Source organism: Sulfurospirillum diekertiae, assembly GCF_002162315.1.
GTDB lineage: Bacteria > Campylobacterota > Campylobacteria > Campylobacterales > Sulfurospirillaceae > Sulfurospirillum.
This window is the reverse complement of the sequence record NZ_CP021416.1, coordinates 1,287,792-1,312,662: the sequence shown is the minus strand read 5'-3', so window position 1 is coordinate 1,312,662 and position 24,871 is coordinate 1,287,792. Positions and strand designations below refer to the sequence as shown.

The 24,871-nt window shown below is 40.4% G+C and carries 33 protein-coding genes; 22 read left to right on the top strand and 11 right to left on the bottom strand.

Going from position 1 to position 24,871, the window contains the following annotated elements; genetic code table 11:
- Positions 1-12: 12 nt before the first annotated feature.
- Positions 13-804, top strand: a complete 792-nt coding sequence (locus tag Sdiek1_RS06725; RefSeq protein ID WP_087438480.1) for an NYN domain-containing protein — start codon at positions 13-15, stop codon at positions 802-804.
- Position 805: 1 nt separating this feature from the next.
- Here the strand turns inward: Sdiek1_RS06725 and Sdiek1_RS06720 are convergent, their stop codons facing one another.
- Entirely contained in the window at positions 806-1,369 is a 564-nt protein-coding gene (locus tag Sdiek1_RS06720) for an HDIG domain-containing metalloprotein (RefSeq protein ID WP_087438479.1), read from the bottom strand.
- 202 nt (positions 1,370-1,571) lie between these two features.
- Between Sdiek1_RS06720 and Sdiek1_RS06715 the strand changes: the two genes are divergently transcribed.
- The 10 genes from Sdiek1_RS06715 to Sdiek1_RS06675 all read left to right on the top strand — a co-directional run bounded on the left by Sdiek1_RS06715 (position 1,572) and on the right by Sdiek1_RS06675 (position 8,022).
- Positions 1,572-1,985, top strand: coding sequence for an NADH-quinone oxidoreductase subunit B family protein (locus Sdiek1_RS06715; protein ID WP_087438478.1), 414 nt, complete (start codon positions 1,572-1,574; stop codon positions 1,983-1,985).
- Positions 1,982-2,407, top strand: a complete 426-nt coding sequence (locus Sdiek1_RS06710) for a 4Fe-4S binding protein (RefSeq protein WP_161492010.1) — start codon at positions 1,982-1,984, stop codon at positions 2,405-2,407. The genes Sdiek1_RS06715 and Sdiek1_RS06710 overlap by 4 nt, the downstream gene beginning before the upstream one ends.
- The gene (locus Sdiek1_RS06705) at positions 2,408-2,902 is read left to right on the top strand and encodes an NADH-quinone oxidoreductase subunit C (RefSeq protein ID WP_087438476.1); all 495 of its coding nucleotides are present in this window, start codon (positions 2,408-2,410) and stop codon (positions 2,900-2,902) included.
- Positions 2,895-3,983 (top strand): hydrogenase large subunit, encoded by a 1,089-nt coding sequence (locus Sdiek1_RS06700; protein ID WP_087438475.1) that lies wholly within the window; start codon positions 2,895-2,897, stop codon positions 3,981-3,983. The genes Sdiek1_RS06705 and Sdiek1_RS06700 overlap by 8 nt, the downstream gene beginning before the upstream one ends.
- A 1-nt stretch (position 3,984) precedes the next feature.
- Positions 3,985-4,458: a 4Fe-4S dicluster domain-containing protein gene (locus tag Sdiek1_RS06695; RefSeq protein WP_087438474.1), complete on the top strand. Its 474-nt coding sequence runs from the start codon at positions 3,985-3,987 to the stop codon at positions 4,456-4,458.
- 6 nt (positions 4,459-4,464) lie between these two features.
- Positions 4,465-4,812, top strand: coding sequence for a hydrogenase maturation nickel metallochaperone HypA/HybF (locus tag Sdiek1_RS06690; protein ID WP_087438473.1), 348 nt, complete (start codon positions 4,465-4,467; stop codon positions 4,810-4,812).
- Position 4,813: 1 nt separating this feature from the next.
- The gene (locus tag Sdiek1_RS06685; RefSeq protein ID WP_087438472.1) at positions 4,814-6,241 is read left to right on the top strand and encodes a glutamate synthase subunit beta; all 1,428 of its coding nucleotides are present in this window, start codon (positions 4,814-4,816) and stop codon (positions 6,239-6,241) included.
- Positions 6,242-6,388: 147 nt separating this feature from the next.
- Positions 6,389-7,228, top strand: a complete 840-nt coding sequence (locus Sdiek1_RS06680; protein ID WP_087438471.1) for an ABC transporter substrate-binding protein — start codon at positions 6,389-6,391, stop codon at positions 7,226-7,228.
- A 341-nt stretch (positions 7,229-7,569) separates the two neighbouring features.
- Positions 7,570-7,713 (top strand): hypothetical protein, encoded by a 144-nt coding sequence (locus Sdiek1_RS14850; protein WP_161492009.1) that lies wholly within the window; start codon positions 7,570-7,572, stop codon positions 7,711-7,713.
- 12 nt (positions 7,714-7,725) lie between these two features.
- Complete coding sequence (locus Sdiek1_RS06675) at positions 7,726-8,022, top strand: sll1863 family stress response protein (protein WP_087438470.1); 297 nt, start codon at positions 7,726-7,728, stop codon at positions 8,020-8,022.
- Positions 8,023-8,088: 66 nt separating this feature from the next.
- Here Sdiek1_RS06675 and Sdiek1_RS06670 read toward each other — a convergent pair whose 3' ends face one another.
- Genes Sdiek1_RS06670 through Sdiek1_RS06660 form a run of 3 tightly spaced genes read right to left on the bottom strand, consistent with a single transcriptional unit; the run spans position 8,089 to position 10,836 of the window.
- Positions 8,089-8,514 (bottom strand): ATP-binding protein, encoded by a 426-nt coding sequence (locus Sdiek1_RS06670; protein WP_087438469.1) that lies wholly within the window; start codon positions 8,512-8,514, stop codon positions 8,089-8,091.
- A 34-nt stretch (positions 8,515-8,548) separates the two neighbouring features.
- Positions 8,549-10,126 (bottom strand): FIST N-terminal domain-containing protein, encoded by a 1,578-nt coding sequence (locus Sdiek1_RS06665; RefSeq protein WP_087438468.1) that lies wholly within the window; start codon positions 10,124-10,126, stop codon positions 8,549-8,551.
- Positions 10,123-10,836, bottom strand: coding sequence for a response regulator transcription factor (locus tag Sdiek1_RS06660; protein ID WP_161492008.1), 714 nt, complete (start codon positions 10,834-10,836; stop codon positions 10,123-10,125). Before Sdiek1_RS06660 ends, Sdiek1_RS06665 begins: the two co-directional genes overlap by 4 nt.
- A gap of 258 nt (positions 10,837-11,094) precedes the next feature.
- On the opposite strand from Sdiek1_RS06660, the gene Sdiek1_RS06655 reads away from it, so the two are divergent.
- The 6 genes from Sdiek1_RS06655 (at position 11,095) to Sdiek1_RS06635 (ending at position 14,204) form a co-directional block, all read left to right on the top strand.
- Positions 11,095-11,475 carry a PA2779 family protein gene (locus Sdiek1_RS06655; protein ID WP_087438466.1) on the top strand — a complete coding sequence of 127 codons (381 nt, stop codon included), beginning with the start codon at positions 11,095-11,097 and terminating at the stop codon, positions 11,473-11,475.
- Positions 11,472-12,395, top strand: a complete 924-nt coding sequence (locus Sdiek1_RS06650) for a PA2778 family cysteine peptidase (RefSeq protein WP_087438465.1) — start codon at positions 11,472-11,474, stop codon at positions 12,393-12,395. Before Sdiek1_RS06655 ends, Sdiek1_RS06650 begins: the two co-directional genes overlap by 4 nt.
- Before the next feature lie 314 nt (positions 12,396-12,709).
- Positions 12,710-12,946: a hypothetical protein gene (locus tag Sdiek1_RS06645; protein WP_087438464.1), complete on the top strand. Its 237-nt coding sequence runs from the start codon at positions 12,710-12,712 to the stop codon at positions 12,944-12,946.
- Complete coding sequence (locus tag Sdiek1_RS06640; RefSeq protein WP_202819589.1) at positions 12,943-13,728, top strand: BON domain-containing protein; 786 nt, start codon at positions 12,943-12,945, stop codon at positions 13,726-13,728. Before Sdiek1_RS06645 ends, Sdiek1_RS06640 begins: the two co-directional genes overlap by 4 nt.
- 14 nt (positions 13,729-13,742) lie before the next feature.
- Entirely contained in the window at positions 13,743-13,892 is a 150-nt protein-coding gene (locus tag Sdiek1_RS14745; protein WP_121494813.1) for a lmo0937 family membrane protein, read from the top strand.
- Between the two features lie 21 nt (positions 13,893-13,913).
- A complete protein-coding gene (locus tag Sdiek1_RS06635) occupies positions 13,914-14,204 on the top strand; it encodes a sll1863 family stress response protein (RefSeq protein ID WP_087438463.1) in 291 nt (96 codons plus the stop codon).
- Between the two features lie 170 nt (positions 14,205-14,374).
- Here the strand turns inward: Sdiek1_RS06635 and Sdiek1_RS06630 are convergent, their stop codons facing one another.
- The 3 genes from Sdiek1_RS06630 to Sdiek1_RS06620 form a co-directional block, all read right to left on the bottom strand.
- Positions 14,375-14,836: a ribonuclease HI gene (locus Sdiek1_RS06630; protein WP_238099218.1), complete on the bottom strand. Its 462-nt coding sequence runs from the start codon at positions 14,834-14,836 to the stop codon at positions 14,375-14,377.
- A gap of 12 nt (positions 14,837-14,848) precedes the next feature.
- On the bottom strand, positions 14,849-16,414 hold the full coding sequence (locus Sdiek1_RS06625) for a bifunctional GNAT family N-acetyltransferase/carbon-nitrogen hydrolase family protein (RefSeq protein ID WP_087438461.1): 1,566 nt from the start codon (positions 16,412-16,414) through the stop codon (positions 14,849-14,851).
- Between the two features lie 150 nt (positions 16,415-16,564).
- A complete protein-coding gene (locus tag Sdiek1_RS06620) occupies positions 16,565-16,915 on the bottom strand; it encodes a DUF1104 domain-containing protein (RefSeq protein ID WP_087438460.1) in 351 nt (116 codons plus the stop codon).
- A 131-nt stretch (positions 16,916-17,046) separates the two neighbouring features.
- On the opposite strand from Sdiek1_RS06620, the gene Sdiek1_RS06615 reads away from it, so the two are divergent.
- Genes Sdiek1_RS06615 through Sdiek1_RS06605 form a run of 3 tightly spaced genes read left to right on the top strand, consistent with a single transcriptional unit; the run spans position 17,047 to position 19,095 of the window.
- Positions 17,047-17,682 (top strand): response regulator transcription factor, encoded by a 636-nt coding sequence (locus Sdiek1_RS06615; protein ID WP_087438459.1) that lies wholly within the window; start codon positions 17,047-17,049, stop codon positions 17,680-17,682.
- A complete protein-coding gene (locus Sdiek1_RS06610) occupies positions 17,669-18,718 on the top strand; it encodes a sensor histidine kinase (RefSeq protein ID WP_087438458.1) in 1,050 nt (349 codons plus the stop codon). Before Sdiek1_RS06615 ends, Sdiek1_RS06610 begins: the two co-directional genes overlap by 14 nt.
- Positions 18,715-19,095, top strand: a complete 381-nt coding sequence (locus Sdiek1_RS06605) for a hypothetical protein (RefSeq protein WP_087438457.1) — start codon at positions 18,715-18,717, stop codon at positions 19,093-19,095. The genes Sdiek1_RS06610 and Sdiek1_RS06605 overlap by 4 nt, the downstream gene beginning before the upstream one ends.
- A gap of 35 nt (positions 19,096-19,130) precedes the next feature.
- Here the strand turns inward: Sdiek1_RS06605 and nifK are convergent, their stop codons facing one another.
- The 4 genes from nifK to nifH form a co-directional block, all read right to left on the bottom strand.
- Positions 19,131-20,681, bottom strand: a complete 1,551-nt coding sequence (gene nifK, locus Sdiek1_RS06600) for a nitrogenase molybdenum-iron protein subunit beta (protein ID WP_087438456.1) — start codon at positions 20,679-20,681, stop codon at positions 19,131-19,133.
- A gap of 10 nt (positions 20,682-20,691) precedes the next feature.
- The gene (nifD, locus tag Sdiek1_RS06595) at positions 20,692-22,146 is read right to left on the bottom strand and encodes a nitrogenase molybdenum-iron protein alpha chain (protein WP_087438455.1); all 1,455 of its coding nucleotides are present in this window, start codon (positions 22,144-22,146) and stop codon (positions 20,692-20,694) included.
- Positions 22,147-22,176: 30 nt separating this feature from the next.
- Positions 22,177-22,536 carry a hypothetical protein gene (locus Sdiek1_RS06590; protein WP_087438454.1) on the bottom strand — a complete coding sequence of 120 codons (360 nt, stop codon included), beginning with the start codon at positions 22,534-22,536 and terminating at the stop codon, positions 22,177-22,179.
- A 115-nt stretch (positions 22,537-22,651) separates the two neighbouring features.
- Positions 22,652-23,563 carry a nitrogenase iron protein gene (nifH, locus tag Sdiek1_RS06585; RefSeq protein WP_087438453.1) on the bottom strand — a complete coding sequence of 304 codons (912 nt, stop codon included), beginning with the start codon at positions 23,561-23,563 and terminating at the stop codon, positions 22,652-22,654.
- 180 nt (positions 23,564-23,743) lie between these two features.
- Between nifH and Sdiek1_RS06580 the strand changes: the two genes are divergently transcribed.
- The gene (locus tag Sdiek1_RS06580; protein WP_087438452.1) at positions 23,744-24,208 is read left to right on the top strand and encodes a hypothetical protein; all 465 of its coding nucleotides are present in this window, start codon (positions 23,744-23,746) and stop codon (positions 24,206-24,208) included.
- Between the two features lie 48 nt (positions 24,209-24,256).
- Positions 24,257-24,733: a GNAT family N-acetyltransferase gene (locus tag Sdiek1_RS06575; protein ID WP_087438451.1), complete on the top strand. Its 477-nt coding sequence runs from the start codon at positions 24,257-24,259 to the stop codon at positions 24,731-24,733.
- The last annotated feature ends 138 nt before the right edge of the window (positions 24,734-24,871 follow it).

The window sequence follows — 24,871 nt, the reverse complement described above, 5'->3', positions numbered from 1 at the left end:
AAAGGCATTTCGATGAAAAATATTAGTGAAGAAAAACGAATCGTTGTCCTCATAGATGCAGATAATGCCCAACAAAGCAAGATCGAACTTATTCTTGCAGAACTCTCCACACATGGCCATATCATCGTTAAGCGAGCGTATGGCGACTGGTCGAGCAGTTACCTTAAGAACTGGAAAGAGATTCTCAACGAGCTTGCGGTGCAACCTATTCAGCAGTTTGCTTATACGACAGGGAAAAATTCGACAGATGCTTCTATGATTATTGATGCGATGGATTTACTGTACACCCAAAAGTTTGATGCCTTCGCACTGGTTTCCAGTGACAGTGACTTTACCAAGCTTGCCTCTCGCCTTAAAGAATCAGAGATTTATGTCTTCGGATTTGGCGAACACAAAACACCTATTTCGTTTCGTAATGCGTGTGATGATTTTATCTTCACCGAAAATCTCAGCGTTAATGCCGCCGAAACCCTTGAAGATGTGCCTGAAGAAATTAAAACCTCCAATAAAGCATCCAATGATGATGGTCTCAAAGAGCTTATCAAACTACTATTGATAGGATGGGAAAAAACACAAGATGATGAGGGTTGGGCAAGTGTATCCGCCGCAGGTGCATACATCAAACGCCAATCGCCCGACTTTGACCCGCGCACTTATGGGTCAAGTAAGATTACATCGCTTCTTGCCAAATTGGGTGAGCATTTTGAGATGAATCGTTACCCTGGAAAAGGAACAGCAACCATTGTTGATTACCGCCCTATTGTGAAAAAAGCTCCAACGCCTGCTAAAAGGCGTCGTCGTTAAATTAGTTTTTGAGCTCTAATCCAAGTGTTGGTGCGATTGCTCTCATAGCAGCGATCACATCAACGATGAGTTCATCTAGACTCACACCAAGCATATCCGCACCTTTTTGAATAACTTCCCTACTCGCCCCTGCCGCAAATGAAGCTGTCTTAAACTTTTTCTTCACCGAGGAAAGCTCCAAGTCCATAACTGATTTACTAGGTCGAACCAGTGCACATGCGGTAATAAGACCGGTCAGTTCATCCACCGCATAAAGTGTTTTTTCCATTTTACTGTGTGGTTCAACGTCGGTGCAAATACCCCATCCATGAGACATCATCGCGCGAATAATGATTTCTGAATACCCTTTTTCTTTGAGTATCTCCGCACCTTTATGACAGTGAAGCTCAGGGAATTTTTCATAATCCACATCGTGCAAAAGCCCGACAATACCCCACGTTTCTTCATCTTCACCCGCTTTGGCTGCAAAGTAACGCATCGTTCCCTCAACGGCAAGCCCATGGGTCACAAGCGCATCGCCGTTATAGGCTTTAAGCAAAGCAAACGCCTCTTCTCTTTTTGGCATTTTGATCCTTTACATGTAAAATAGAGTATTTTACCTTTTTCATCCCAAAATTCTTTGCAATAGAACTCTTTTTTTTATGATGTAATACATGATTAAATCTTCTAAAATCATTCATTATTGTGTTACAATACAAACTTTAATTCAATCTTTACAGATTTAATTAATTTATTTTTAAAAAAATTGCAATTTAAAGAGACCCTTTATGGTAGATAATATCAACGTTTATCGTATCAACGCAGGTTCCTGTAATGGCTGTGATGTCGAGCTTTTGGCGAGCATTCTTGTCCCAAAATTTGGTTTTGATACCCTTCATTGTACTTACACAAACAACCCTGAAGAGGCAAATATTGTCATCGTCACGGGTTCTATCACCACACGCTCCAAACCTTTTTTAGAAGCTACACTTAAACGTTTACCTGATGAAAAAGTTGTGGTTGCCATGGGAATTTGTCCCATTACCGGTGGTGTATTTCGCGATAGTTACTCTATTGAAGGACCATTAGATCGTTTTGTAAATGTTGATGTCAACATCGCAGGCTGTCCTCCATCTCCACAAAGCATTGTGGATGGACTCATTCAAGCTTGTGCACTATGGAAAGAGAAGGTGAACGCATGAATGTCTACAAAGGAAAAATCACCTTTAACAAAGAGCAATGTGTGCTCTGCCAAACCTGTGCTTTTGTCTGCCCCGCAGGAGCGATTAATATCTCGTGTGTTGAACCGCACAAAAGCTATGACTTCATTATCTGGCACAACACCTGTACCGTATGCGGTAACTGTACCTATTTTTGTCCCACAGGCGCTATTGCGTTAAGTAACACCTTAGCGGAAGCAACACCGCAAAGTGAAAAATACACCGCAATTACTGCCAATATGGTTGAATATGGTGAATGCCAAAAATGTCATGAACCCATGATAAACGTACCACAAACCATGCTGCAAAAAGGGTTTAAAAACGTGAGTGAAGAGCTTGTATCGCTCTTTAACCTCTGCCCTAAATGCAGACGTGACCATACTTTTGCAAAGCGAGCCCTTTAAATGAAATCTTTACATGTAAAGCTAAATGAGGTCACCAAATCATTGGCACTTCGTTGTCATTTTGAACCTAACGGTGATAGCCTCTGGTGTGATATTGCCGATAAAAATCTACTTTTACAGCTTGCTGAAATCCTCAAAACGATGAATGCGCGGGTCTGCATGATCACTGCTTATGAAAAAGGCGATGAACATGAATTGGTCTATCATTTTGATCTTGATGGCGTCATGCTCAATCTGAAACTCCATATCACCGATAAAAGTGTTCCATCCATCACTCCTCTGTTTAAAAGCGCTGACTGGACGGAGCGAGAACTGAGTGAAATCTATGGCATTGCCATTCTCAATCACCCCAATCCCAAACGTCTCTTTTTGGATGAATCCATTAAAGAGAGTGTACTTGAAGAGTATTACTCGCTCTCTTCAGCCATGAGTGGCAAAGTAAGCCAAGAACTTTGGAGTAAAGTTAAAGCAGAAGAAGGGGTCAACCGTGGATAAAACAAACGTTATTTTAGGACCTTTTGATGTGGCACTTGAAGAGCCCGTTTACTTTAAAATCGAACCTAACAGTGATGGAAAAACGATTCACAGTGTTGATATGATTAATGGGTTTGTTCATCGTGGCATTGAATCTATCGTACTTCAACGAAACTTCTTACAAAACCTGATTATTACCGAAAAAGTCTGTGCACTCTGCTCCAACAACCATCCCTTCACCTACTGTATGGCGGTGGAAAAAATCGCTGGACTGAGCTTACCAGAACGCGCCCTTTACCTACGTGTCGTAGCCGATGAGATCAAGCGTATTGCCAGTCATCTCTTTAACCTTGGTATGCTTAGCCATCTCATTCATAACAAAACGTTGATGACACAGTTTTTAGAGACACGTGAAGATTTTCAAGACCTGAAAGAAGCCATTTGGGGTAACCGTATGGATTTAAGTGCAAATACCATCGGTGGTGTGAAATTTGATCTTGATGAAAAACTCATCGCCTCTATCAAAGCGACATTAGATAAGAACAGAAGTAAAATTGAAGCGTTTATCGCCCTGTTTGAAACCGACCCAACGCTGATCGCACGTATCGGAGGCGTTGGCGTGCTCAGTTATGAAGACGCACTCAGACTGGGTGTTGTAGGCCCTGTAGCACGAGCAAGTGGTGTCAACAACGATGTACGCAAACGTGCTCCTTATGCCGCGTATGCCAACCTTCATTTTGATGTTGTACTTCAACAAGATGGCGATGTGCTCTCTCGTGCCAAAGTAAGGCTCTATGAAATTTTAGAATCCATGAAACTGCTCCATCAGGCACTTGATTCTATGCCAACGGGAGATATTGTGCTTCCAACACGCACACTCATTCCAGAAGGGGAAGCCGTCTCTCGCACCGAAGCACCACGAGGAGAGCTGGTCTATTATCTTAAAACCAATGGCACACAAAAGCCTGAGCGTATGAAGTGGCGTGTGCCGACCTACATGAACTGGGAGGCGCTTAAAGTGATGATGCCAAACAATAACATTGATGATGTTGCACTCATTTTCAATAGCATCGATCCTTGTATCTCCTGTACAGAGCGTTAAGATGCGAAACCATTTTATATTTGCAGACAGTACCAAATGTGTCGGATGTTTAAGTTGTGAGTTAGCCTGTGCGGCCAGTTTCCAAGGCATTACGTTTGAAGAAGCTTATGAGACAAAATTGCCGCTTATTTCGCGTAACCGTGTTATCAAAGTGGACGGTAAAACATCACCACTTCAATGTATGCACTGCGAATCGCCTTCATGTTTGGCGGTATGCCCTCATGGTGTCATTGAAAAAATGGATGATTTTATCAAGATTCATGAAGAGGCGTGTGTCGGGTGTGGGTGTTGCTCACTGGTTTGCCCGTATGGCGCTATCACGATGATCCAAAAAGATGATCGTCGTATTGCGCTCAAATGCAACCTTTGTTTCAAACGCCCAGAGGGACCTTCGTGCATTCGTGTCTGTACAACCAGTGCCATTTCAGTAGTGGACTATGACGAATACACACAATTGATGGCGCAAAAAGGCTAAGTTTTTATGCATGAATACTCCATCGTCGCTTCACTCATTGACCTGTGCGAGAAAGAGGCGAAGAAGCATCATGCCAAAGCCATCAAAAGCCTTACAATAAGTGTGGGGAGACTCAGTGGCATTGAGATTCATTTTTTGGAACAGTGTTTTGATACCTTTAAAGAAGAGACCATCTGCCATGATGCAACTCTCAGTATAGAGCTGTGCGAAGTGGTGCTTTTATGCGCTTCGTGTCATGAAAAAAGTATTGTAGAAAAGAACCATTTTATCTGCCCGAAATGTTATAGTGAAGATGTCGCCATGATAGGTGGACAAGAGTTACATGTAAAAAGTATAGAGATCATAGAGGAATAGCATGAGAGAATATAAAACAATCGCAAAAGCCTATCCAAAAAAAAAACGCCCAGCCGTTGAGCGCATTGAGGATTATTACCCTATATATCATAACTTTGAAGAGAGTGAAGCCAAAGCGCAAGCCAGTCGTTGTTTGCAATGTCCTATTGATCTTTTACGTGGACTTGAGAGTGAGTTCAAGTTTTGTCGTACGGGTTGTCCACTGAACAACAACATTCCAAGATGGCTTAAAAAGACCTATGAAAAAGACTATTTGGGTGCGTTTGAACTTTCCAATGCCAGATCTCCTTTCCCTGAAATTTTGGGTCGCGTATGTCCCAAAAAAGGACTGTGTGAAAGTTCATGTACGCTGGAAAAAACAGAGTACCATGCCGTATCCATCGGCAATGTGGAAGTCTTTTTAAATGAAACAGCGTATGAACAAGGCGCCATTCCTGATTATGGTCAAAAAGAGGGACGAAAGTTCAAAGTTGCGGTTGTAGGCAGTGGTCCTGCCAGCTTGAGCTGTGCGACATTCTTACTTCGTGCCAACATTGAAGTGGAAATGTTTGAACGAGAAAACCGTGTAGGTGGACTTTTAATGTACGGTATTCCTAACTTCAAACTACCCAAAAGTGTCATCTTAAGACGATTTGAGTGGATGAAAGAAGCAGGTATGAAAGTCCATTTAAATACCGAAGTGGGTAAAGATGTCAGTCTCCATGAACTTCAAGAAAAGTTTGATGCCGTCTTTTTAGGTTTGGGTGTGCCCAAAGGACGCAGTGCCGACATGGAAAATGAAGATGCCAATGGCGTGTATCAAGTCATGACACTCCTCACCCAAACACAGAAAAATCTTTTCGACCATGCGCTTCAAAAATCCATTTTACGCAATAAACATGTTGTTGTCATCGGTGGTGGAGACTCCGCAATGGACGCTCTTCGCACCGCCATTCGCCATAAAGCTAAAAGTGTGACCTGTGTATACCGTAGAGATGAAGCAAGTATGCCAGGAAGCCGCGCAGAAGTGATTAACGCCAAAGAAGAAGGGGTTCAGTTTATTTTCAATGCTCTACCCAAAAAAGCGATTGTAGATGCTGAGCATCGTGTTGTTGGGCTTGAAATTCTTGAAACTTATACCGATGAAAATAACCGTCTTCAAACCAAACCACAAAGCTTTCAAACACTACCCGCCGACAGTATCATCTTAGCCCTTGGCTTTCAAGCCAAACATTTTGATTTTTACGATGAATTAAACCTTGCCATCGGTAAATCCAATACGCTGATTGTGGATGAACATAAAGAGACAAGTCATCCGTTTATCTTTGCCGGTGGCGATGTGGTCAGAGGTGCAAACTTGGTTGTCAATGCTGCTCTTGATGGAAGAGAAGCGGCTATAGCGATTGCTCGAAAACTAGGACTTGTTGAAGATCAGAAGCTTTACATGTAAAAGCTTCTGGGTTGATTGCTTCTTTGAGAAACAGAAATATGCTAATTTATAATATTTGTCATTTTTTTAGTTTCAAACGCATCTTTTTAAATTAGAGATTAGTCACTTTGCGATACGTTATTCTAAACACATACCAAAGGAGTTTCTATGCTTTCAAAAGTTCTCATTACCACACTCGCGCTATGTAGTGTCATGTTTGCGGCAAACTGTACAGAGCGTTATGGCAAAGGTGCATTAGAAATCAAACTTGCAACCGGAAGCCCCGGAGAGTTGGGTCTTGTTAAAGTCCTAGCAGAAGAGTTTGCAAAATCAAACGATATAACACTGTGTTGGATCAAAGCAGGTTCTGGTGAATCACTCTCATTGCTTAAAAACAAAGAGGTTGATTTGATTATGGTGCATGCACCTAAAGGTGAGAAAGAGGCGCTTAAAGAGGGTTGGGCGAGTGATCGTTCGCTCATTGGGTCGAATGAATTTTACATTACAGGTCCTAAAAAAGACCCCGCATTGATTAAAGACTCTTCCAGTGTTGTCGAAGCATACTCACGCATTGCTGCCAAAAAAGCCCTTTTTTATACCCGTGCCGATAATTCAGGAACACATAAAAAAGAGCTTGAGATCTGGAAAAAAGCCAATATTTCACCTGAAGGAAGTTGGTATACCATCAATAAAGATTTTATGCTCGCAACGCTTAAAAAAGCCGATACCACAGGGGCTTACTTTATGACCGATAGCAGCACATGGGTCGCCGCTCAAAAAGAGCTCAAAAACATGAAGATTCTTTTTAGAGGTGATATTTTTTTAGTCAATACCTATAATGCGCTCAAACAAAATGGCTTAGAGACACCTCAAAAAAATATGAGTGCTAAGTTTATTGAATTTGTAACCAAAGGGGATGGCCAAAAAGTGATCCGTAGCTTTGGTAAAGAGCTTTACGGTGAAGCTATTTATAACGATGCTGAGTACGCTAAAAAATACGACCGCTAATATCGCAATGAAGAGAGTTCATGCTCTCTTCATCCTCAAACCAAAGACGTCATTAAAATGGGTACTTTAAGAAGAAACACCCCTCTATTTCAATTCTATTTTAAAAAAGCACCACAATCGTTCAAATAAGAGTATAGTGAAAGAGGTTGATAGGAACACTGACTTTGTAACATCCGTCACAACCCTTATCGTCCGTATTCTAAATGTCATTTTTTATACTGAGGCGTATTCGAGCGTGTCCTGAGAGGAAGAATCGCTCAATAACATTTGTAAGCCCTGCGCATTTCATGTTTCAACACTTTTTTACTATCTACCTATGAACCAATCCAAGGACACATAAAATGTATAACAATTGCACAAATAAAATCGACCCTAAAAAGGGCATGAGCACTACAGATCCTAAAAAAGAGACTGCTAAAGTCATCGAACCTCACAAAGATGAGACGAAACTTGACCCCAAAAAAGATGCAAAAACTAAACATTAAAAAAGGATTTCAATGAGCAGCAAAGAACTTTATGAACAAACCAAACAGACACAACTTAACGAGTGGAAAACAGGAATGATCTTGTTTAGAACCCGATCTTTTGCAGCCAGAACCAATGTTCAAGTAGAGCTCAATCAGCATGTCAAAATGCTTGAGAGTAAGCTTGAAGAGGGAAGATGTAAGCTTGCAGAACTCAATAAAACGACAGGAAGCAACTTTGAATCAACTAAAAAAAGCTTTGAAGAAACATGGGAATCTATTGTCACTGCTTTTGAAGACGCTTCTGTGAAATTTAAAGCAACCGCATAAACGATTCAGAAGAGAGAGACCTCTCTTCTGATCTTAATCTCTTTACATGTAAAGCTATTTTTGACGTTAGGGAAGTATTTCACTGATAGTAATTTCTTTGGTTGCTATGGGAAAATCAACGGTTATGCATGCCCCACCCTCAATATTTTTACTACTAATCGTTCCTTTAAAATGCTTCTCAATAATCGTCTTAGCCATATAAAGTCCAAGCCCCGTTCCCGTAATGCCTTTACTCGAGATATAAGGCTCAAACATTACTTTGATCATATCGGCGGCGATGCTTCCACCATTGTCAGAAACGGTAAAACGGTAGATGTCTTTCAGCGGTTTATATTCACACACAATGGTGATTTTTCCTTCCTCATTTTGTTGCTCAGCAATGGCATCTTTAGAGTTAGAAACAATAGAGAGTAGCACTTGCACCAGTTCACTTCCATAAATAAAGAATTTTTTCTCATCTTTGAGCTTAATGTCCAGATCAATTTTGTACATTTTAAGAATCGGATCGGCTAAGGATCGCAGTTGCTCACAAATCTTTGAAGCGGTGTGCCACTCTTTTTTTGACCTCAGGTTTAAAAAAGTTTTTAAAATCTTCGATGGTGTTAGAGAGATAGCTCACATTGCGATCGACAACACTAATATCAGTTAAAAGCTCTTCATCTTTTTCGACAGCAGTGAGTGCGGAGAGTCTAATTTTATTGATGACCATTCCGATGATGGAAAGCGGTTGGCGCCACTGATGGGCGATCATGCTCAACATCTCACCAATGATGGCAGAACGCGCTTGAATGATGATCAACTCTTCTGAAGCTTGATACCGTTTGACGGCTTCATCCACTTTAGCATTGAGTGTTGAATTCAGCACTCCCAACTCTAAAGCGGTTTGCTTGCCAATATGTAAAAGGGCATCGAACGTTTCGGAGTAGCGATGATGACGCGAAAGATTTTTTTGAGAAATATTTTTCAGTTGTTTTTTGGTAATTTTGGATGTTTCAGTTGCCTCTTTAAGCCCTAAAACAGTCATGGTTTCATTGAGTAAAAAATTGCATTGATGATCTGAATCGTGAAAAAACTCGCCATAGGTAAAAAACCCTGTCGTAGGGGCTATGGAAGCAAGCCCTTCAAAGTCATTGTGCGCATCTTCACCCAAGAAATTTTTGCGTGTCATACAGGAGAAGATCATCACTTTTTCGGGACCAAACTCGGCGAGATCAGAGATAATTTCCCGTGCGTCTGATAAGATAGCATCGATGTCACCAAAACCAAACTGGATGATCTCACCCTCAGAAATATTGCCTGCAAAAACGACAGAGCCATCACCATTGAGGCGAAGGGGTGCTCGACCGATCAAATGTCCCTCTTTGTAAAATACGAATGGAAATTCAATACCTCCAAGAGGAAGTTTTTGTGCAAGAGCCGAACCTAAATACTTTCGGTACAACTCAATCACTGAGATATTATCGACGGTGTAGATGCAGTTTTTCTCGGCACGAGTCACTTTAAATTTGGGTCCCATAGGTGCCCAATTAAAGCTTTTCGTGTGATATACCTCTAATCTGTCGCCAATGAGATAGCCTACGACAATGGATTTGGACTGAATCTTCGTATCACAAAAGACGAAACTCTCTTCATACCGTCCATTATCGCCTGCAAGCCCACCTGCTACGACTAAAGCAGGAGCGATGGAGTTGACACCATCCATCAAAAAATCACCATTGGTGACAATGCCATCGGCAACGATGATGGCCACTTTTGCCCCAAGTTTTACCCCTTCATGGGCGATCATTTGCCCTGCAATAAAAGAGTCCTGTTCTGCTGAAAAAAGTTCGATTTGTAAAGTGGTACTCTCAAACGTTGTTAGAGAAAGGACAAAAGAGTGTACCATTACTTCGGTTTCAAAGATTTCGCCATCGGTGGTGGAGCCCATAATGGAAGCTTGGGGTAGAAGCGTTTTGATGCTATTGAGAATCTCTTGATTGATCGCTTGATCGTCAATGCCTGAGTAACACATCACAAAAATATTGGAAGCTAAGTTGAGCTCTTTTAACGCGATAAACAGAGCGAAGTCTTCATGTGAGACAAAACGGTAAGTGTATATTTTCATGGTGAAAGCTCCTCAAGGGCAATAGAATATCCAATCGTACTGTGCGTGACGATAGCATCACTTCCAATTTTCTTTCTGAGTTTATTCATGAGTGTCTTCACAGAACTCTCAGCAATGGATTCAAATTCCCACAAATAGTTTTCAATGACACTCTTACTTAAAATCGTATGCTGATTTTTAATGAGCAAGCACAGCAATGTAAGCTCTTTTTGAGTCAGATCTATAATCTTGCGACTGGCAGTTTCATACACGAGTTGATCGCACAAATCAAACGAAACTCCGCCTTTGATTGTATAGGTCTTCACCGAACGTTTTTCAATAATTTCGACCGTTCGTTGTAATGTTTTAAAAAGCTTTTCTAAAGAGACTGGTTTAATCAGATAAGCATCCAGTCCCAAAGGAACAGCCGCATGCAAAAAATCTTTTTCAAAACAGGCTGTTAAAAAGATAACAGAAATGGAAGAGCGTTCAGCGCGTATCTTTTTAATAAAATCAATTCCGTTGATCTTTGGCATGTATAAATCGGTAATCACAATATCAATCGGATTCTCTTCGATAATGGTATAAGCTTCTTTAGCAGAAGCAACGGAGAAAACCTTTAAAAAATATTTTTTAAGAATCGAAGAGAGATACTCTAAAAATTCTTCTTCATCATCAACACATAAAACCGTGTAGCGATTGCAACAAGACATAACACCTAAATCTAACATAATGCCTCCTTTACAATGTGTGTGTAAATACATTTAGCCTATTCCACTATATCCCAATATTTACACTTTCATTGCATGCCATTCTAATTCCCTACTCAGACGTCTCTTAATAAAAGTGACTAAAAAATAACCCAAGTAGATTACGATGAATCGTGTGTGAAGAACTAAAGATTTAAGGCTGAAGACCTTAAATCACACGAAAGTAACCTCTGTGCTTACGATAAGCTTATCGATCCCTTTATATGTAAGGAGTTCATTATGAATGTTGCAAAACTGATTATTGCCTTTTTTATTTCGCTTTCTCTCTTTAGTACCACAATGTTTGCCGGCGTTATCAGCACCAAAGATGTGTTGCATGAATCCAGTTCAAACGTTTCTATTAATGGGTTTTTAGCCAAACAAGAAGTGCAAGCCAAATTGGCAGAGTTGGGCGTTAGCAGTGAAACGATTCAAGAAAGAATCGCCTCTTTAACCGATGAAGAGATAGCACAAATCAATCAAAAAATTGATTCAATGCCAGCGGGTGGTAATGCAGGTGGAGCTATCTTGGGTGTTTTAGTTTTTATTTTTATCGTTCTTTTAATTACCGATATTTTAGGATTTACCAAAGTGTTTAATTTTACGAAAAGTGCCCGATGAAAGGCATACTTCTGTGCATAGCACTCTTACTGTTTACAGGCTGTGTTTCCAAAAACTACGACTATTTATCTGCGGATAAATCCATTGTAGAATCAAAGAAACTTCAATTAACTATTTACCCACAAGAGGCATATTTTTGTGGTCCCGCTTCTTTAGCAACCCTGCTTACCCAACAAAATGTTGAGTTTGTTTATGGCGATGTCGTAGGAACAACCTTTACACCAGAGCTTTTAGGCTCCTTACAAATAGAGATGAAAGCAACAGCAAGACGTTACGGGCTCATTCCTTATGTACTCAATGAGGGACTTGCTCCCGTTTTAAGTGAAGTATCCAACAACACACCTGTTTTGGTTCTGTTCAATCTTGGTCTTACACCACTTCCTGCATGGCACTATGCGGTGGTCACAGGTTTTGATAAGGCAGAGAAAAAAGTGTTTCTCTCAGCACCTAAGGGAGATCAAACATGGATGAGTTTTGATGACTTCGATATGTTCTCAAAACGAAGAGGAAGCTGGTCAATCGTAGCACTCAAACCTCCATTGTTGCCTATTGCTTCTAATGAAGCGGAAATGGTACGTGCCATTACCGACATGTATGATGTGGGCTATAAAGAGCAGGCCAAACTCTCAGCCATTAACTATGTGTCAACCTATCCAGCATCTACTTTAGGCTCGGTGATGTTGGCAAATATGTATATGGAGATGCAAGATTATCTCAATGCAACAATAGAGTACAAACGTGCCCTTGCCTTAAAACCTCATGATCCTGTGCTTTTAAACAATCTAGCGCAATCACTCATGCGAGAAAATAAATTGCGTGAAGCAAAACAGTATGCGCTTGAAGCCGTTGATATCGGTGGTATCTTTTTAGTGGAATACCAAAAAACACTCGAAGAGATCAAACGAAGACTGCAAGAGTAATATCTATAATATCTTTACATGTAATCTATTTTACATGTAAAGATATTTGTTAAATTTTTCTTTTAAAATAACTGAAAAGTAACCACAACATCGTATGATATTTACATGTAAGAGAGATTCCAAGAGAGAGTTACAATGGATGATAACTCTTTTGAAATCTTAATCTTACATACTTTATACCACCGGCTGGATAAAATTGGTCAAGATAACTTAGGTATCCAGTAGCTTCTACGAGCTTTAAGAGGTGACCTTATAACGTTTAGGCATTTACGAGCGTTTTCTAAGATAGCGTTCAAAAATAGATTGTAAGCCCTGTGCCTTTCAATCTCCACCCAAGACCCAATATCTATCGACCAAAACATAAGGATATATCATGTTCAACGACAAAAACAACGACAAAAACAAAAAACAGCAACTCAACGACACCAATCGATCCTGCAAAAAAAGACGGTGCATTTGGCGATCCTAAAAAAGATGCTAACAAAGTAATTGAGCCAGGTAAAGAAAATGTTAAAGTTGATCCTAAAAAAGACGAAACGATCAAACATTGAGAACCTCAGTCAATCACTATGCTGTTATGATGAAATACGCATTTATAGCAGCAGCCATTGTTGCAGTTATCCTTTCTATGAGCATCTCAGCGTATGCGTCTGATCTGGATAGCCAAATTGAATCATCGTTTAAAAAGAGTTTTGTTTACAGAACCTATTTAAAAGACGAGCACATCAAAATTGCTTCAAAAGAGGGTGTTGTTACACTCTCTGGCGAAGTTTTGGATGATGCGCATAAACCAATGGCAGGCAATACAGCAGAAGCAATCGTTGGCGTTAAAAGCGTTGACAACCAGATCGTTATACAAAAAGATCATTCATCTGCAAATTCCGATACATGGATTAAGATGAAAGTGCAAACTGAACTTGTATTTCATTCCAATGTCAGCGCAAGTACAACAGATGTCACTGTTAAAAACGGTGTTGTTACCCTAAAAGGCGATGCGAGTAGTTCTGCTAAAAAAGAACTGACAACCGAATATGCTAAAAATGTGGAAGGTGTTAAAAGTGTCATCAACAATATGAAACTTTCAAAATCTGAAACCATAGGTGATAAAATGGATGATGCCTCCATTACAGCTCAAGTTAAAATGACGTTAGTGCTTCATGCTTCAACAAGTGCCATTCGCACCAGTGTTACCACCAAAGATGGTGTTGTCACGGTAAGCGGAAAAGCACAAAATGCTGCTGAAGTAGACTTAGTCACCAAACTTGTCGAAGATGTGGATGGTGTATTAAGAATTATCAATACCATGAGTATTGATGGAAATTCAAAAAATTAAACAAGGAGACTCACATGCTCTATACAGTTGCACTTTTACTGATTATCATGTGGGCACTCGGTCTTATAACAAGCTACACCATGGGAGGGTTTATACACGTTCTCTTGGTCGTCGCTCTGATCGTAGTGCTCGTACGAATTATTCAAGGAAGACGTGTTCTCTAAATAAACTATAAAGGATCTATCATGAGTGATAAAAAACTTTATGAACAAAAAATAGAAGCAGAATTTGATACCTGCAAAGCCCAAGTGGATAAATTTAAAGCCGAAGCTTCAGGTGCGAGTGCTGATGTTCAAATAGAAATGCATAAACAAATCAAAGAACTTGAAGAAAAAATGCATGAGGGAAAAGCTAAACTTAAAGAGCTTGCAGACGCAAGTGAAGATAAATTTGAGTCTATGAAAAAAGGGGTTGAGTCCATTTGGCAATCTACCAAATCTACCCTACACCACGCTTCAAAGCATTTTGGCAAATAATCTTTGCCACTCATTAATGAGAAAGTTATCCCCAACTTTCTCATTAATGAGTTCAGCAAGAATCCTAAGTACACTTTCAAAGTAAAGCTTAAAAAAAGCTATATTACTATTGGGTTTTCTTGGCAGAAAGCCCGCATGCTTAAGGCGCTTTTCCTTTTACATGTAAACGATTATAAACTGCTTTTGCGAAGTGCCTCGCGTGAGGCGCGATCAACCAACGTAAAGTAACGATCTATCACATCTTTATCAAATGCTTGTTTATGCCCTTTCACTTTCATCAAAGAACACTTCATCTCATCCATCACCCTATAAAACACTTGGTACAATGCTGCATGCTCATGAATCTTCTTTTGTTTTGTCGCATACCCATTGCGCTCAAACCGCTCTCTTCTGCTAGGGAGCGTGATAATATTTTGCGAATCGGTGTAAATCATAATCTCCTCTTCAAAATCTTTCACCTCGTTCAATGCCCAGAGCAATGTTTGAAGTTCAAGCTTCGTTGATGAAGTTTGCGTAAATTTTTTAACCTTTACATGTAAAGTCTCAAACGCTTCTAAAGGTGTATTTTCAGGGACAATGAGATACGCGCCAAACCCAACGTGGGTTTGGGTATTGACGCTGCCATCACTCAAAAGGCGTATCACCTAGCCACTAACGACAACAAAATCATCTTTGTCGCCTTTCCAACGCAAACTGTACAAATCCGTGCGACGTGCATGTAAATTACGGACACTACCTCGTTCACGAATCTCTTTTAAAAGACTCAAATCAAGATCGGCAACCAAGGTCATCTCCGTATTTGGCGTTGCTTCAGCGATGGTGGCATCGTGTGGAAACGCAAAATCGGACGGGCTAAAGACCGCGGATTGGGAGTACTGAATGTCCATATTTTCAACCCGAGGAAGGGTTCCTACACTGCCAGAGATGGCAACATAACACTCGTTTTCGATGGCTCTAGCTTGCGCGCAACGACGTACGCGTAAGTAACTGTTTTTGGTGTCTGTCCAGTAGGGAACAAAGAGAATATCAATGCCTTGATCGGCTAAAAGACGTGGAAGTTCGGGGTATTCGACGTCATAACAAACCAAAATGCCCACGCGTCCCACATCGGTTTCAAACACACAGAGTTTATCGCCGCCATGCATACCCCAGTACGCCTCTTCATCGGGCGTGATGTGCAATTTTTTCTGCGAGTCTTTCGTACCATCACGACGGCACAAATAACTTGCATTGTAGAGCGTATTGCCATCATATTCGGGCATACTGCCTGCGATGATGTTGATGTTATAGCGCACCGCAAATTGCCCTATTTTTTCGACTAACGTGTCCGTATGCGCCGCAACGGTACGAATCGCCGTTTCAGGATTTTCATCGGAGCGCAAAGCCATCAGGGGCGCATTGAAAAATTCAGGGAAGAGGACAAAATCGGCATTATACCCCGCCATCGCATCCACAAAAAACTCGACTTGATCCAAAAACTCTTCGACACTTTTAACGCTACGCATCTGCCACTGCACAATGCCCACACGCACGATACCGCGGTTCACCGTTGGGTTGGTATGCGGCTCTTCATAATCCACATTACTCCATTCTAACAGTGTCGCGTACTCACGAGATGCCGCGTCCCCTTTGAGGTAGCCTTTTAACACACGCCTGACATGAAAGTCATTGGCCAGTTGAAAGCCTAAAACGTGGTCTCTCAGCTCTTTGTCTTTAACAAGATCAATGTATTTGGAAGGCGTCATCTCATGGGCATGTGCCGCATATCCAGGAATACGCCCCCCTGCGATAATACGCTTTAAATTAAGCCTATAGCAGAGCTCTTTACGTGCATCGTAAAGCCTACGTCCAAGCCTAAGCCCTTGATAATCTGGATCGACATAAATGTCTAAGCCATAAAGCGTATTGCCTTTAGGATCATGCGTTGTGATAAGACCGTTAGCTGTGATTTGATTGTACGTATGGCGATCGCCAAATTTATCGTAATCAACGATCAAGCTCTGAGCTGCGGCAATGACTTTGCCATCATCTTCGATGCAGATTTGCCCTTCAGGGAATGTCGCTAGTTGTGCTTTAAATTCAAGAGGTGTCCATCCACCCAATGTCGGATAAACTCTATCCATAATCCTTTTAACCTGTTCGTAATCTTCCAGTTCCAAATTACGAAGAACAAGCTTGTTGGTCTGTTTTAGATCGTCACTATTTCCCATAAAAAATTTCCTTTGTTTTTACACGTGTAGAGGTAAAATTGTGGAAGTTATCTTATCACAGTTTGGATTTAGGATTGATTGAAGAATAGGATTAGAAACAAATCAAAAACAAAAGAAAAGAGAGCCGAAGCTCTCTAACAGATCAGAGTGTTATCGTCCTCCTCGACCACCGCCTTTTCCACCACCCATGCCACCATTGCCGCCCATTCCCATGCCACCACCATTGCCCATACCGGCGCCAGCACCAGCACCATTCATACCACCTGTATTTGCCCCCATAGTGCCAGTTGTTGGGTTAGAAGTACGAGCTTGCGTGAAAGCTTGACGCTCTTCTTGACTCATCGTTTGCATTTTTTCTTGCATTGCCGCTTGAAAAGCGGGTCTATCTTCTACTGGAACTGTTCCTCTCATAGCGTTTAGCTCAGTTGCGCTCATGGCTGAATAGTCTGTGGCAAAGGCAACGACACCTAAAACCATCCACACGAATAGACTCTTTTTCATCTTTGACTCCTTGTTGATATGTATATTGAAACTATACGAAGAAAGTGTTAATAAACTGTTAAGGACAAATTTTTTTTTACTTTAACACTTCATTAACAGATATTTGCTATTCTTAGCATAAGGAGAGAGCTATGTCAAAAATATTACTGCTTGAGGATGACTACCTTTTAAGTGAGACCCTCAAAAGTCTACTTATGGGTGAAGGTTTTGAAGTGGTGCATGCTAGTGATGGTGAAGAAGCACTCACCTATTCGTATGAAAACTCGTTTGATCTTTATCTTTTTGACATCAATGTCCCCCTACTTAACGGTCTTGATCTGCTTAAACTTCTACGTGAAAGTGGCGATACAACACCCGCTTTTTTTATCAGTGCTTATAAAGACATTCAAACCATCACCAAAGCGTTTGATAGTGCATGTGATGACTACATCAAAAAACCGTTTGAGTTTGATGAGCTTTTAGTGCGTATTAAAGCCCATATTCTGAAAAAAAATCCCCTTTTAGCGTATGGTTCAATCACCTACGATCTTCTCAATAAACGCATCTTTCAACAGGATAAAGAGGTAGATTTGGGCTCTGTTGAGAAAGAAATCTTTGATCTACTCCTGCGAAATCTTAACCAAACCGTTCTCAAAGAGCAATTTTTTGATGTAATGGAAAAACCTAGCGATAGTGCCTTGCGTGTGCATATCACTAAACTCAAACAGCGTTTTTCCCTGCAAATCATCAATATCAAAGGGATAGGATACCGTCTTGAAAAAATATGAGAAAGAGGCTTTTTTTAAAACATTTGGTATTTTCTTTGCCACATTAATGCTGCTTACCACTCTGGTTGCCTCTTTTTATTACAGCGAACAAAAACATATTATGGAAGAGCAGATTTTTTCAAAAATGAAATCATTTACGTATGATTTTCAAAATTATACCTTCGAGGTTGATGTCATCCCTTACGATAACACCGTAGATGAGCTCAATTTACAGCCTTGCGATCGTGGAATGTGCGGTTATTTTGCAATTCCAAGCACAAAAAATTCTATGTTCAAAGTCATTATATCTGACAAGGAGTATAAGACACAACTGCATCTTCTTATAAACAAAGTTCTCTTAATCTATAGTGCCCTCTTATGTGCCATCATCGCCTTCTCACTTTTTTATTCGTTTTATGCACTCTATCCCCTTAGGCATGCGCTCTATCTTTTAGAGAGTTTTTTTAAAGATATGATTCACGATCTCAACACGCCCATAACGTCCATTCTTCTCAATACAAAATCCATTGCAAAGACAGCTCCTTCTGAAGCCTTAGAGCGTATAGAACTCGCAGCAAAAACCATCGCCTCTTTGTACCGAAATTTAGAAATTTTACACCAAGGATTTATCCCTAAAAAAGGTGATGTTGATCTTGAAAAACTTTTACATGTAAGGGCTAAACTCTATCAAAAACTCTACCCAAAACTGACTTTTATTTTTGAAACAGAACCTTGCATCATTCATAGTGACCCTGATTCGATTGCACGCATTTTTGACAATCTCATCTCCAATGCCTGCAAGTACAATCGCAAAAATGGTTCCGTAAAACTGAGTAATAAAGAGAATAGTGTCAACATCAGTGATACAGGGATTGGTATTAAAAACTGTCGCCTTGTTTACGATCGATACTATAAAGAGAACGAAAAAGGGCTAGGACTAGGGCTCAATATCGTAAAAAAACTCTGTGATATATTAGCCATTAAAATTTCCCTTGAAAGTAATGCTGAGACAGGAACATCGATTACACTTCTTTTTTCTAAAGAGAAAATGGCATGAAACATACCATACTGCTTGCTCTAGTTACGTTGCAGCTTTATGCCCTTGATGATAATGATATTACACAAGAGATACAAAAAACACAAAATATGGAAGAGCTCACCACTCAAATGCACTCTGCACCACGACAGTACCGACACCGCTATATTCAGGCGATTAAAGAACGTACTAGAGTTGAAAATGAGGCTAAGAGAGAGCAACTGATGTCCGAGCTAAGTGCTGAAAAACGTGAAGAAATTCAAATACAACAGATCAATACTCTTACGGGAAGAAATGCCAATGGGAACAGTTCGAACGCTTCTGCTGGCGCATGCAATGGAAGTGGAAAAGGCGGAAATGGTAAAGGTGGTGGCGGAGGAGGAAAAGGCGGAAAATAAAAGAAGAAGAGAGCCGAAGCCCTCAACTTAAGTGACTATCTTACGCAGTCGAAGAAGAAATCTGTTTTTGCGATATCTTTTGTCTCTTCATCCAACGCGTCTAGGACGGAGTTGGTAATCCAAGTTAAAAGATTAAGCGCACCTTCGTAACCACTGATAGAGTATCTATGTAAGTGGTGTCTATCGAAGATTGGGAAACCGATACGGATAAGAGGTACTTTTGTATCACGATACAACTCTTTACCATAAACGTTACCGATCATGAAATCTACTGGCTCAGTGAAAATAAGGCTTCTTAAATGCCATAGATCTTTTCCCATCCAAATGTGGCATTCTTCTTTGAATGTACATTTGTCAAGGATCGCTTGCATCTCTTTTTCCCAGTTTTTACGAGGCGCATTATGACAAAGAACGTGTACAGGGATAGCACCCATCTCAACCAAGAAAGAGACAACACCTAACAAGAAGTCAGGATCTCCCCAGATAGCAAATTTTTTGCCGTGCATATACGGATAACTGTCTTGCATCGCATCGACAAGTTGACCGCGAAGTTTTGTAAGCTCAGCAGGAACGGGTTTGCCTGTAAGTTCACTGAGTTTCATTACAAACTCATCTGTTCCACCTAAACCGATTGGATTACATGTAGCATATGTTTGTTTCCAATCATTTTTTATCATCTTCGCAGTAGCAATTGTAGAGTACTTTTGAAGTGAAATAGTCGCTTTTGCACTGCTTGCTGTTTTTGCAACGGCTAAAGGTGTGCCACCTGCATAGAGTTTATACTCGCCTGCTGGTGTATTCCATTGATCTTCATGGTCACCGATCATAACGATTTTGTCGCTAAACATAGCAGCCATTTTCTTAATTTCTTTCAAGCTTCCAAGGTATGGTTCAAAACCAGGAATGATATTGATGCACTCGCTATCTTTTACGATCTCACGACCTTCAACAGGATTGAGCTCTTGTAAAATGGCGTTCATCATATTGTCATAACCTGTAACGTGGCTACCTGCAAATGATGGAGTGTGTGCCGCTGGAATCGGAGTACCATCAAGTTCACCCTCAGCATCTTTGCGAGCACCGATCACAAACGCATTGAGGTCATCACCAATAACTTCTGCCATACATGTCGTAGAAACGGCGATCATATCTGGTTTGTAAAGTGCTTTACAGTTACGTAAACCCTCTTTCATATTTGCCAAACCACCGAAAACCGCTGCACTTTCACTCATAGAGTCTGAAACACAGGGTGTTGGCTCTTTAAAGTGACGTGTAAAGTAGCTTCTAAAGTAAGCCACACAACCGTGACTTCCATGAACATACGGCATAGTGTTTTCAAACCCAAGGGCAGCCATAACAGCGCCCAAAGGTTGACACGCTTTGGCTGGGTTAATCGTGATGTGCTCACGTGCTAAGTTTTTTTCACGGTATTCCCATGTCGTTGTCCACTTAGCAACTTCGATTACTTTTTCAGGGTTAGTTGAACCCGCACTGCTTTCAAATTGCTTTTTATTTTTAAAAACATCTTGATACTCTGGTTTTAAAAAGAGCTTCTGCCCATTTACTATGTTTTCTACGTCTTGCATTGTGCTCTCCTTAGTTAGATTCCCATGGTGCTTTGGTGTGAGCCCATACTGGGGAGTTCAACGCCAAATCCATGTCTTTTGCAAAAATTGCAAAGGCATCGTATCCATGATACGGACCACTATAATCCCAAGAGTGCATTTGTCTAAATGGTAAACCCATTTTTTGGAAAACGTACTTCTCTTTTACACCGCTGGCTACAAGATCAGGTTTAAGTCTTTTGACAAATTGCTCTAATTCGTACTCGTTCGTATCGTCATAGATCAAGGTTGAGCCACTAAGCTCATCTTTGGTACGTTTATAGTCATCACCATGTCCGAACTCATAACCTGTACCGATAATTTTCATTCCCAAATCTTCGTAAGCACCGATAACGTGGCGAGGACGTAATCCACCGACATACAACATGACGGTCTTGCCTTCTAATTTCGGGCGATACTTTGCAATGACTTTATCAGTCATCTCAGTATATTTAGCGATAACCGCTTCAGTTTTAGCTTGAATTGTCTCATCAAAGAATGCTGCAATTTTGCGTAAGCTCTCTGTTGTTTTACTTGGACCAAAGAAGTTATATTCCATCCAAGGCACACCAAATTCTTGCTCCATGTGACGAACAACGTAGTTCATACTTCTGTAGCAGTGTAGAAGGTTGATTTTCGCTTTTGGAGCAATAGTTAACTCTTTATAGGTAGCATCACCACTCCATTGAGCGATAACACGAAGACCCATCTCTTCAAGTAAAATTCTTGAACTCCACGCATCCCCACCGATGTTATAGTCGCCAATGATCGCAACATCATACGGAGTTGATTCAAAATCTTTTTTATACGAATTATCTGGTAAAACCTCATCACGAATCATATCGTTCGCAATATGGTGACCCAAACTTTGTGAAACACCACGGAAACCTTCACATGAAACTGCAACCGTAGGCTTGCCAGACTCTTTTTTGTAGCCTTTGGCTACCGCTTGAATATCATCACCAATCAAACCGATTGGGCACTCACTTTGGATGGAAATACCGTTATTGAGTGGGAAAAGCGCATCAATCTCTGCAAGAGCAGCTTTGAGTTTTTTATCGCCACCAAAAACGATGTCTTTTTCATTATAGTCGGTTGTGAAGTTCATTGTTACATAGGTATCAACACCTGTTGTTCCGATGTAATAGTTTCTTCTACCTGCGCGGCTATATTGACCACAACCAACCGGTCCATGAGAGATATGAATCATATCTTTCACTGGACCCCAAACAACACCCTTACTTCCAGCATAAGCACAACCACGTTGACTCATAACACCTGGAACGGTTTGTTTGTTACTCTTGGTTGAATCACAAGCACCTTTAACACCCTCTGGCATATCAACGCCAAGATGTTTTTCTCTACTTTTTTTCGCCTTTTCAGGGTAAGCAGCAAGCACTTCCGCAATTGCGGCTTCTTGTTGGCTTAGCAATGTTTCTGTTGTCATGCTATTTTCCTTTCTATTTAAAAAGTACGCTTACGCGACTTTGACCCTGTAGAGAAGCATATCGTCAAGTTTTTTACAAACGTCTGCTGTTTTACCACCATCGACTGCTTTTGAAACTTCACTCATTTGGTACTTGTTGGTATAAAAAATCATTTTGTATTCGCCTTCAATGTCTGATTTTTTATAATAATCAGCCAATGCTGTGAAAAGGAATGAACCTTTTTCAACTCTTAGGTCTTCTTGTTTGATACCATCACGGTTTTCACTGGTAAGGACTGCGTAACTGACATCTGAAAGATCGCCAACTTCTGCTGTAACTCTCTCTACGACTTGCTCATGACTAATTTTATTTCCCATAGATGCTGGGAAGTGGTATCCGCAAATAAACATAATATGCTCCTCTTTTTATTTTTTTATAACATCAAAAGGGCAAAGCTCTTTTGACTACGTTTGCCACTGGGGCACTAAAGCTTGCCAACGATGTTGGCAGAGTTTTCTTCGGTTATTACGCTGTTGCTTTTTTGCCGATAGCGTCTGCTTCGACTTCTTCTTCCAAACCAAATTCCATCAATAACGCTTCAAGATCATCCATCTCAAGTGGTTTAGGGATCACTTTAAGATCATTAGCAATGATTTTGCGAGCTAGTTCTTTGTACTCAAATGCTTGGTCTGTTTTATCAGCAAACTCAACAACCGTCATACGACGAAGCTCAGCACGTTGTACGTGGTTACTTCTTGGTACAAAGTGAATCAAGTGTGTTCCGATTTGCTCTGCAAGATGTTTTGCAAGATCGTATTCACGGTCTGTCATACGTGCATTACAGATAAGTCCAGCAAGTCTAACACCACCTGTGTTTGCGTATTTCAAAATACCTTTAGAAATGTTGTTAGCCGCATACATCGCCATCATCTCACCTGACATAACGATATAGATTTCTTGTGCTTTACCTTCACGAATTGGCATTGCAAATCCACCACAAACAACGTCACCGAGTACGTCGTAAGAGACGAAATCTAAATCTTGGTCATAAGCGCCCTCTTCCTCAAGGAAGTTAATCGCAGTAATAACACCACGTCCTGCACAACCAACTCCTGGCTCTGGTCCACCTGATTCTGCACACATGATAAAACCTTCAGTAATATCTGTGTTATCTGGATCAAACTCAGCAGCACCTGGTTTACATACATCTTCAAGTTCGAGGTCTTCAACAGTACCTGCCTCACTTGCTAGTTGCATAATGGTACATTGTGCTTTTTCATGCAAGATAAGTCGTGTAGAGTCTGCCTTAGGATCACATCCAACGATAAGAATTTTCTTACCGAAGTAGTGCGCCATTGCCGCTAATGTATTTTGTGAAGTGGTAGATTTACCAATTCCGCCTTTGCCGTAAAAAGCAATTTGTCTGAGTTCAGCCATTTTGTTCTCCTTTGTGAGTTTATATTTCACCACACACTTTTGCATATAGTGTTCCGTAGAAAAAATACACTTGAAAAAAATAAACAATATAAAGCGAAATATTTACATGTAAAATGTCAATGTTCAAAGCTGAGTGGTTGGATATAATCAATCGCTATATAATATGAAAGAGGAGAAAAGATGCAGGCATTTTTCGAACACTACAAAACAATCATTATCTTTTTACACATTCTTTCGGCGGTCGTGTGGGTAGGTGGTATGATTGCGATTAAATTTGCCGTACATCCCGTGATTCAAACGATTGAGGAACCTATAATACGACTTGGCAATAGCTTACGCATTGTCGGCAGACTGTTTCATCTTGTAATGCCTTTTATTGCCCTAAGCCTTATTTGCGCGCTTCTCATCATCAAAGGGACTGGCTATACAGGTGAGTTGATCTATCTTAAAGAAGCGATTTGGACGATGATGACGCTTAACTATACGTATATGTACATCAAACGAACCCTTGCACAAAAAAGTTTTGATCAAGGCAATTTTGTAAATGCGAAAGAGCACATGCGACTGCTACCTACGATTTTACTGCCTATCAATATTGTCTTAGGAATTGTCGCCATCTTCTTAGGGGTTATGCTCAGAGGTTAAGATGTTTTTTTATAAAATACTTTTTCAAAAAATATACAAAGAATCCACATGAAAACAGAAAGATTAAGACTAAGAACATTAAACCAAGAAGATAGCAAAACGTTATATGAACTGATTTTTAGTGATAAAGATGTTATCAAATATACCTTCGGGAAAGATACGATTGCAGAACAAAACGTCTATGAGTATGTAAAACAAATAGGCTTAAAGGTTTTAGAAAACAATACGACACATGAGATAATCGGTTTAGCAGGTGTTCTGCCTTGTTCTTATTTGCAAGAAGATGACTATGAATTTGGTTTTATCTTGGCAAAAAAATTTTGGGGACAAGGATATGCCAGCGAAATCGGCAAAGCCCAAATAGAATCAATCAAAAATGCTTTGCTCAAAAACAGAGCCGTCGCAACCGTTTATCCTGAAAACGTTGCCTCTATAAAATGCATAGAAAAACTTGGACTCAAATACGAAAAAACTATTTTGACAGATAGAGGAGAAAGGCTAGTTTATCTGTTGAATTTTAAGTAGCTTTTTTTACTTCAATAAGCCATTAAAAGAGTCAATAGAAATAGGCTATTTTTTAAATTAAAACCTTTACATGTAAAGGTTTTAATTTAAAGTATCTCCCCTTTTTGCCCTTTTATAGTTTATCTTAGAAAACACCCC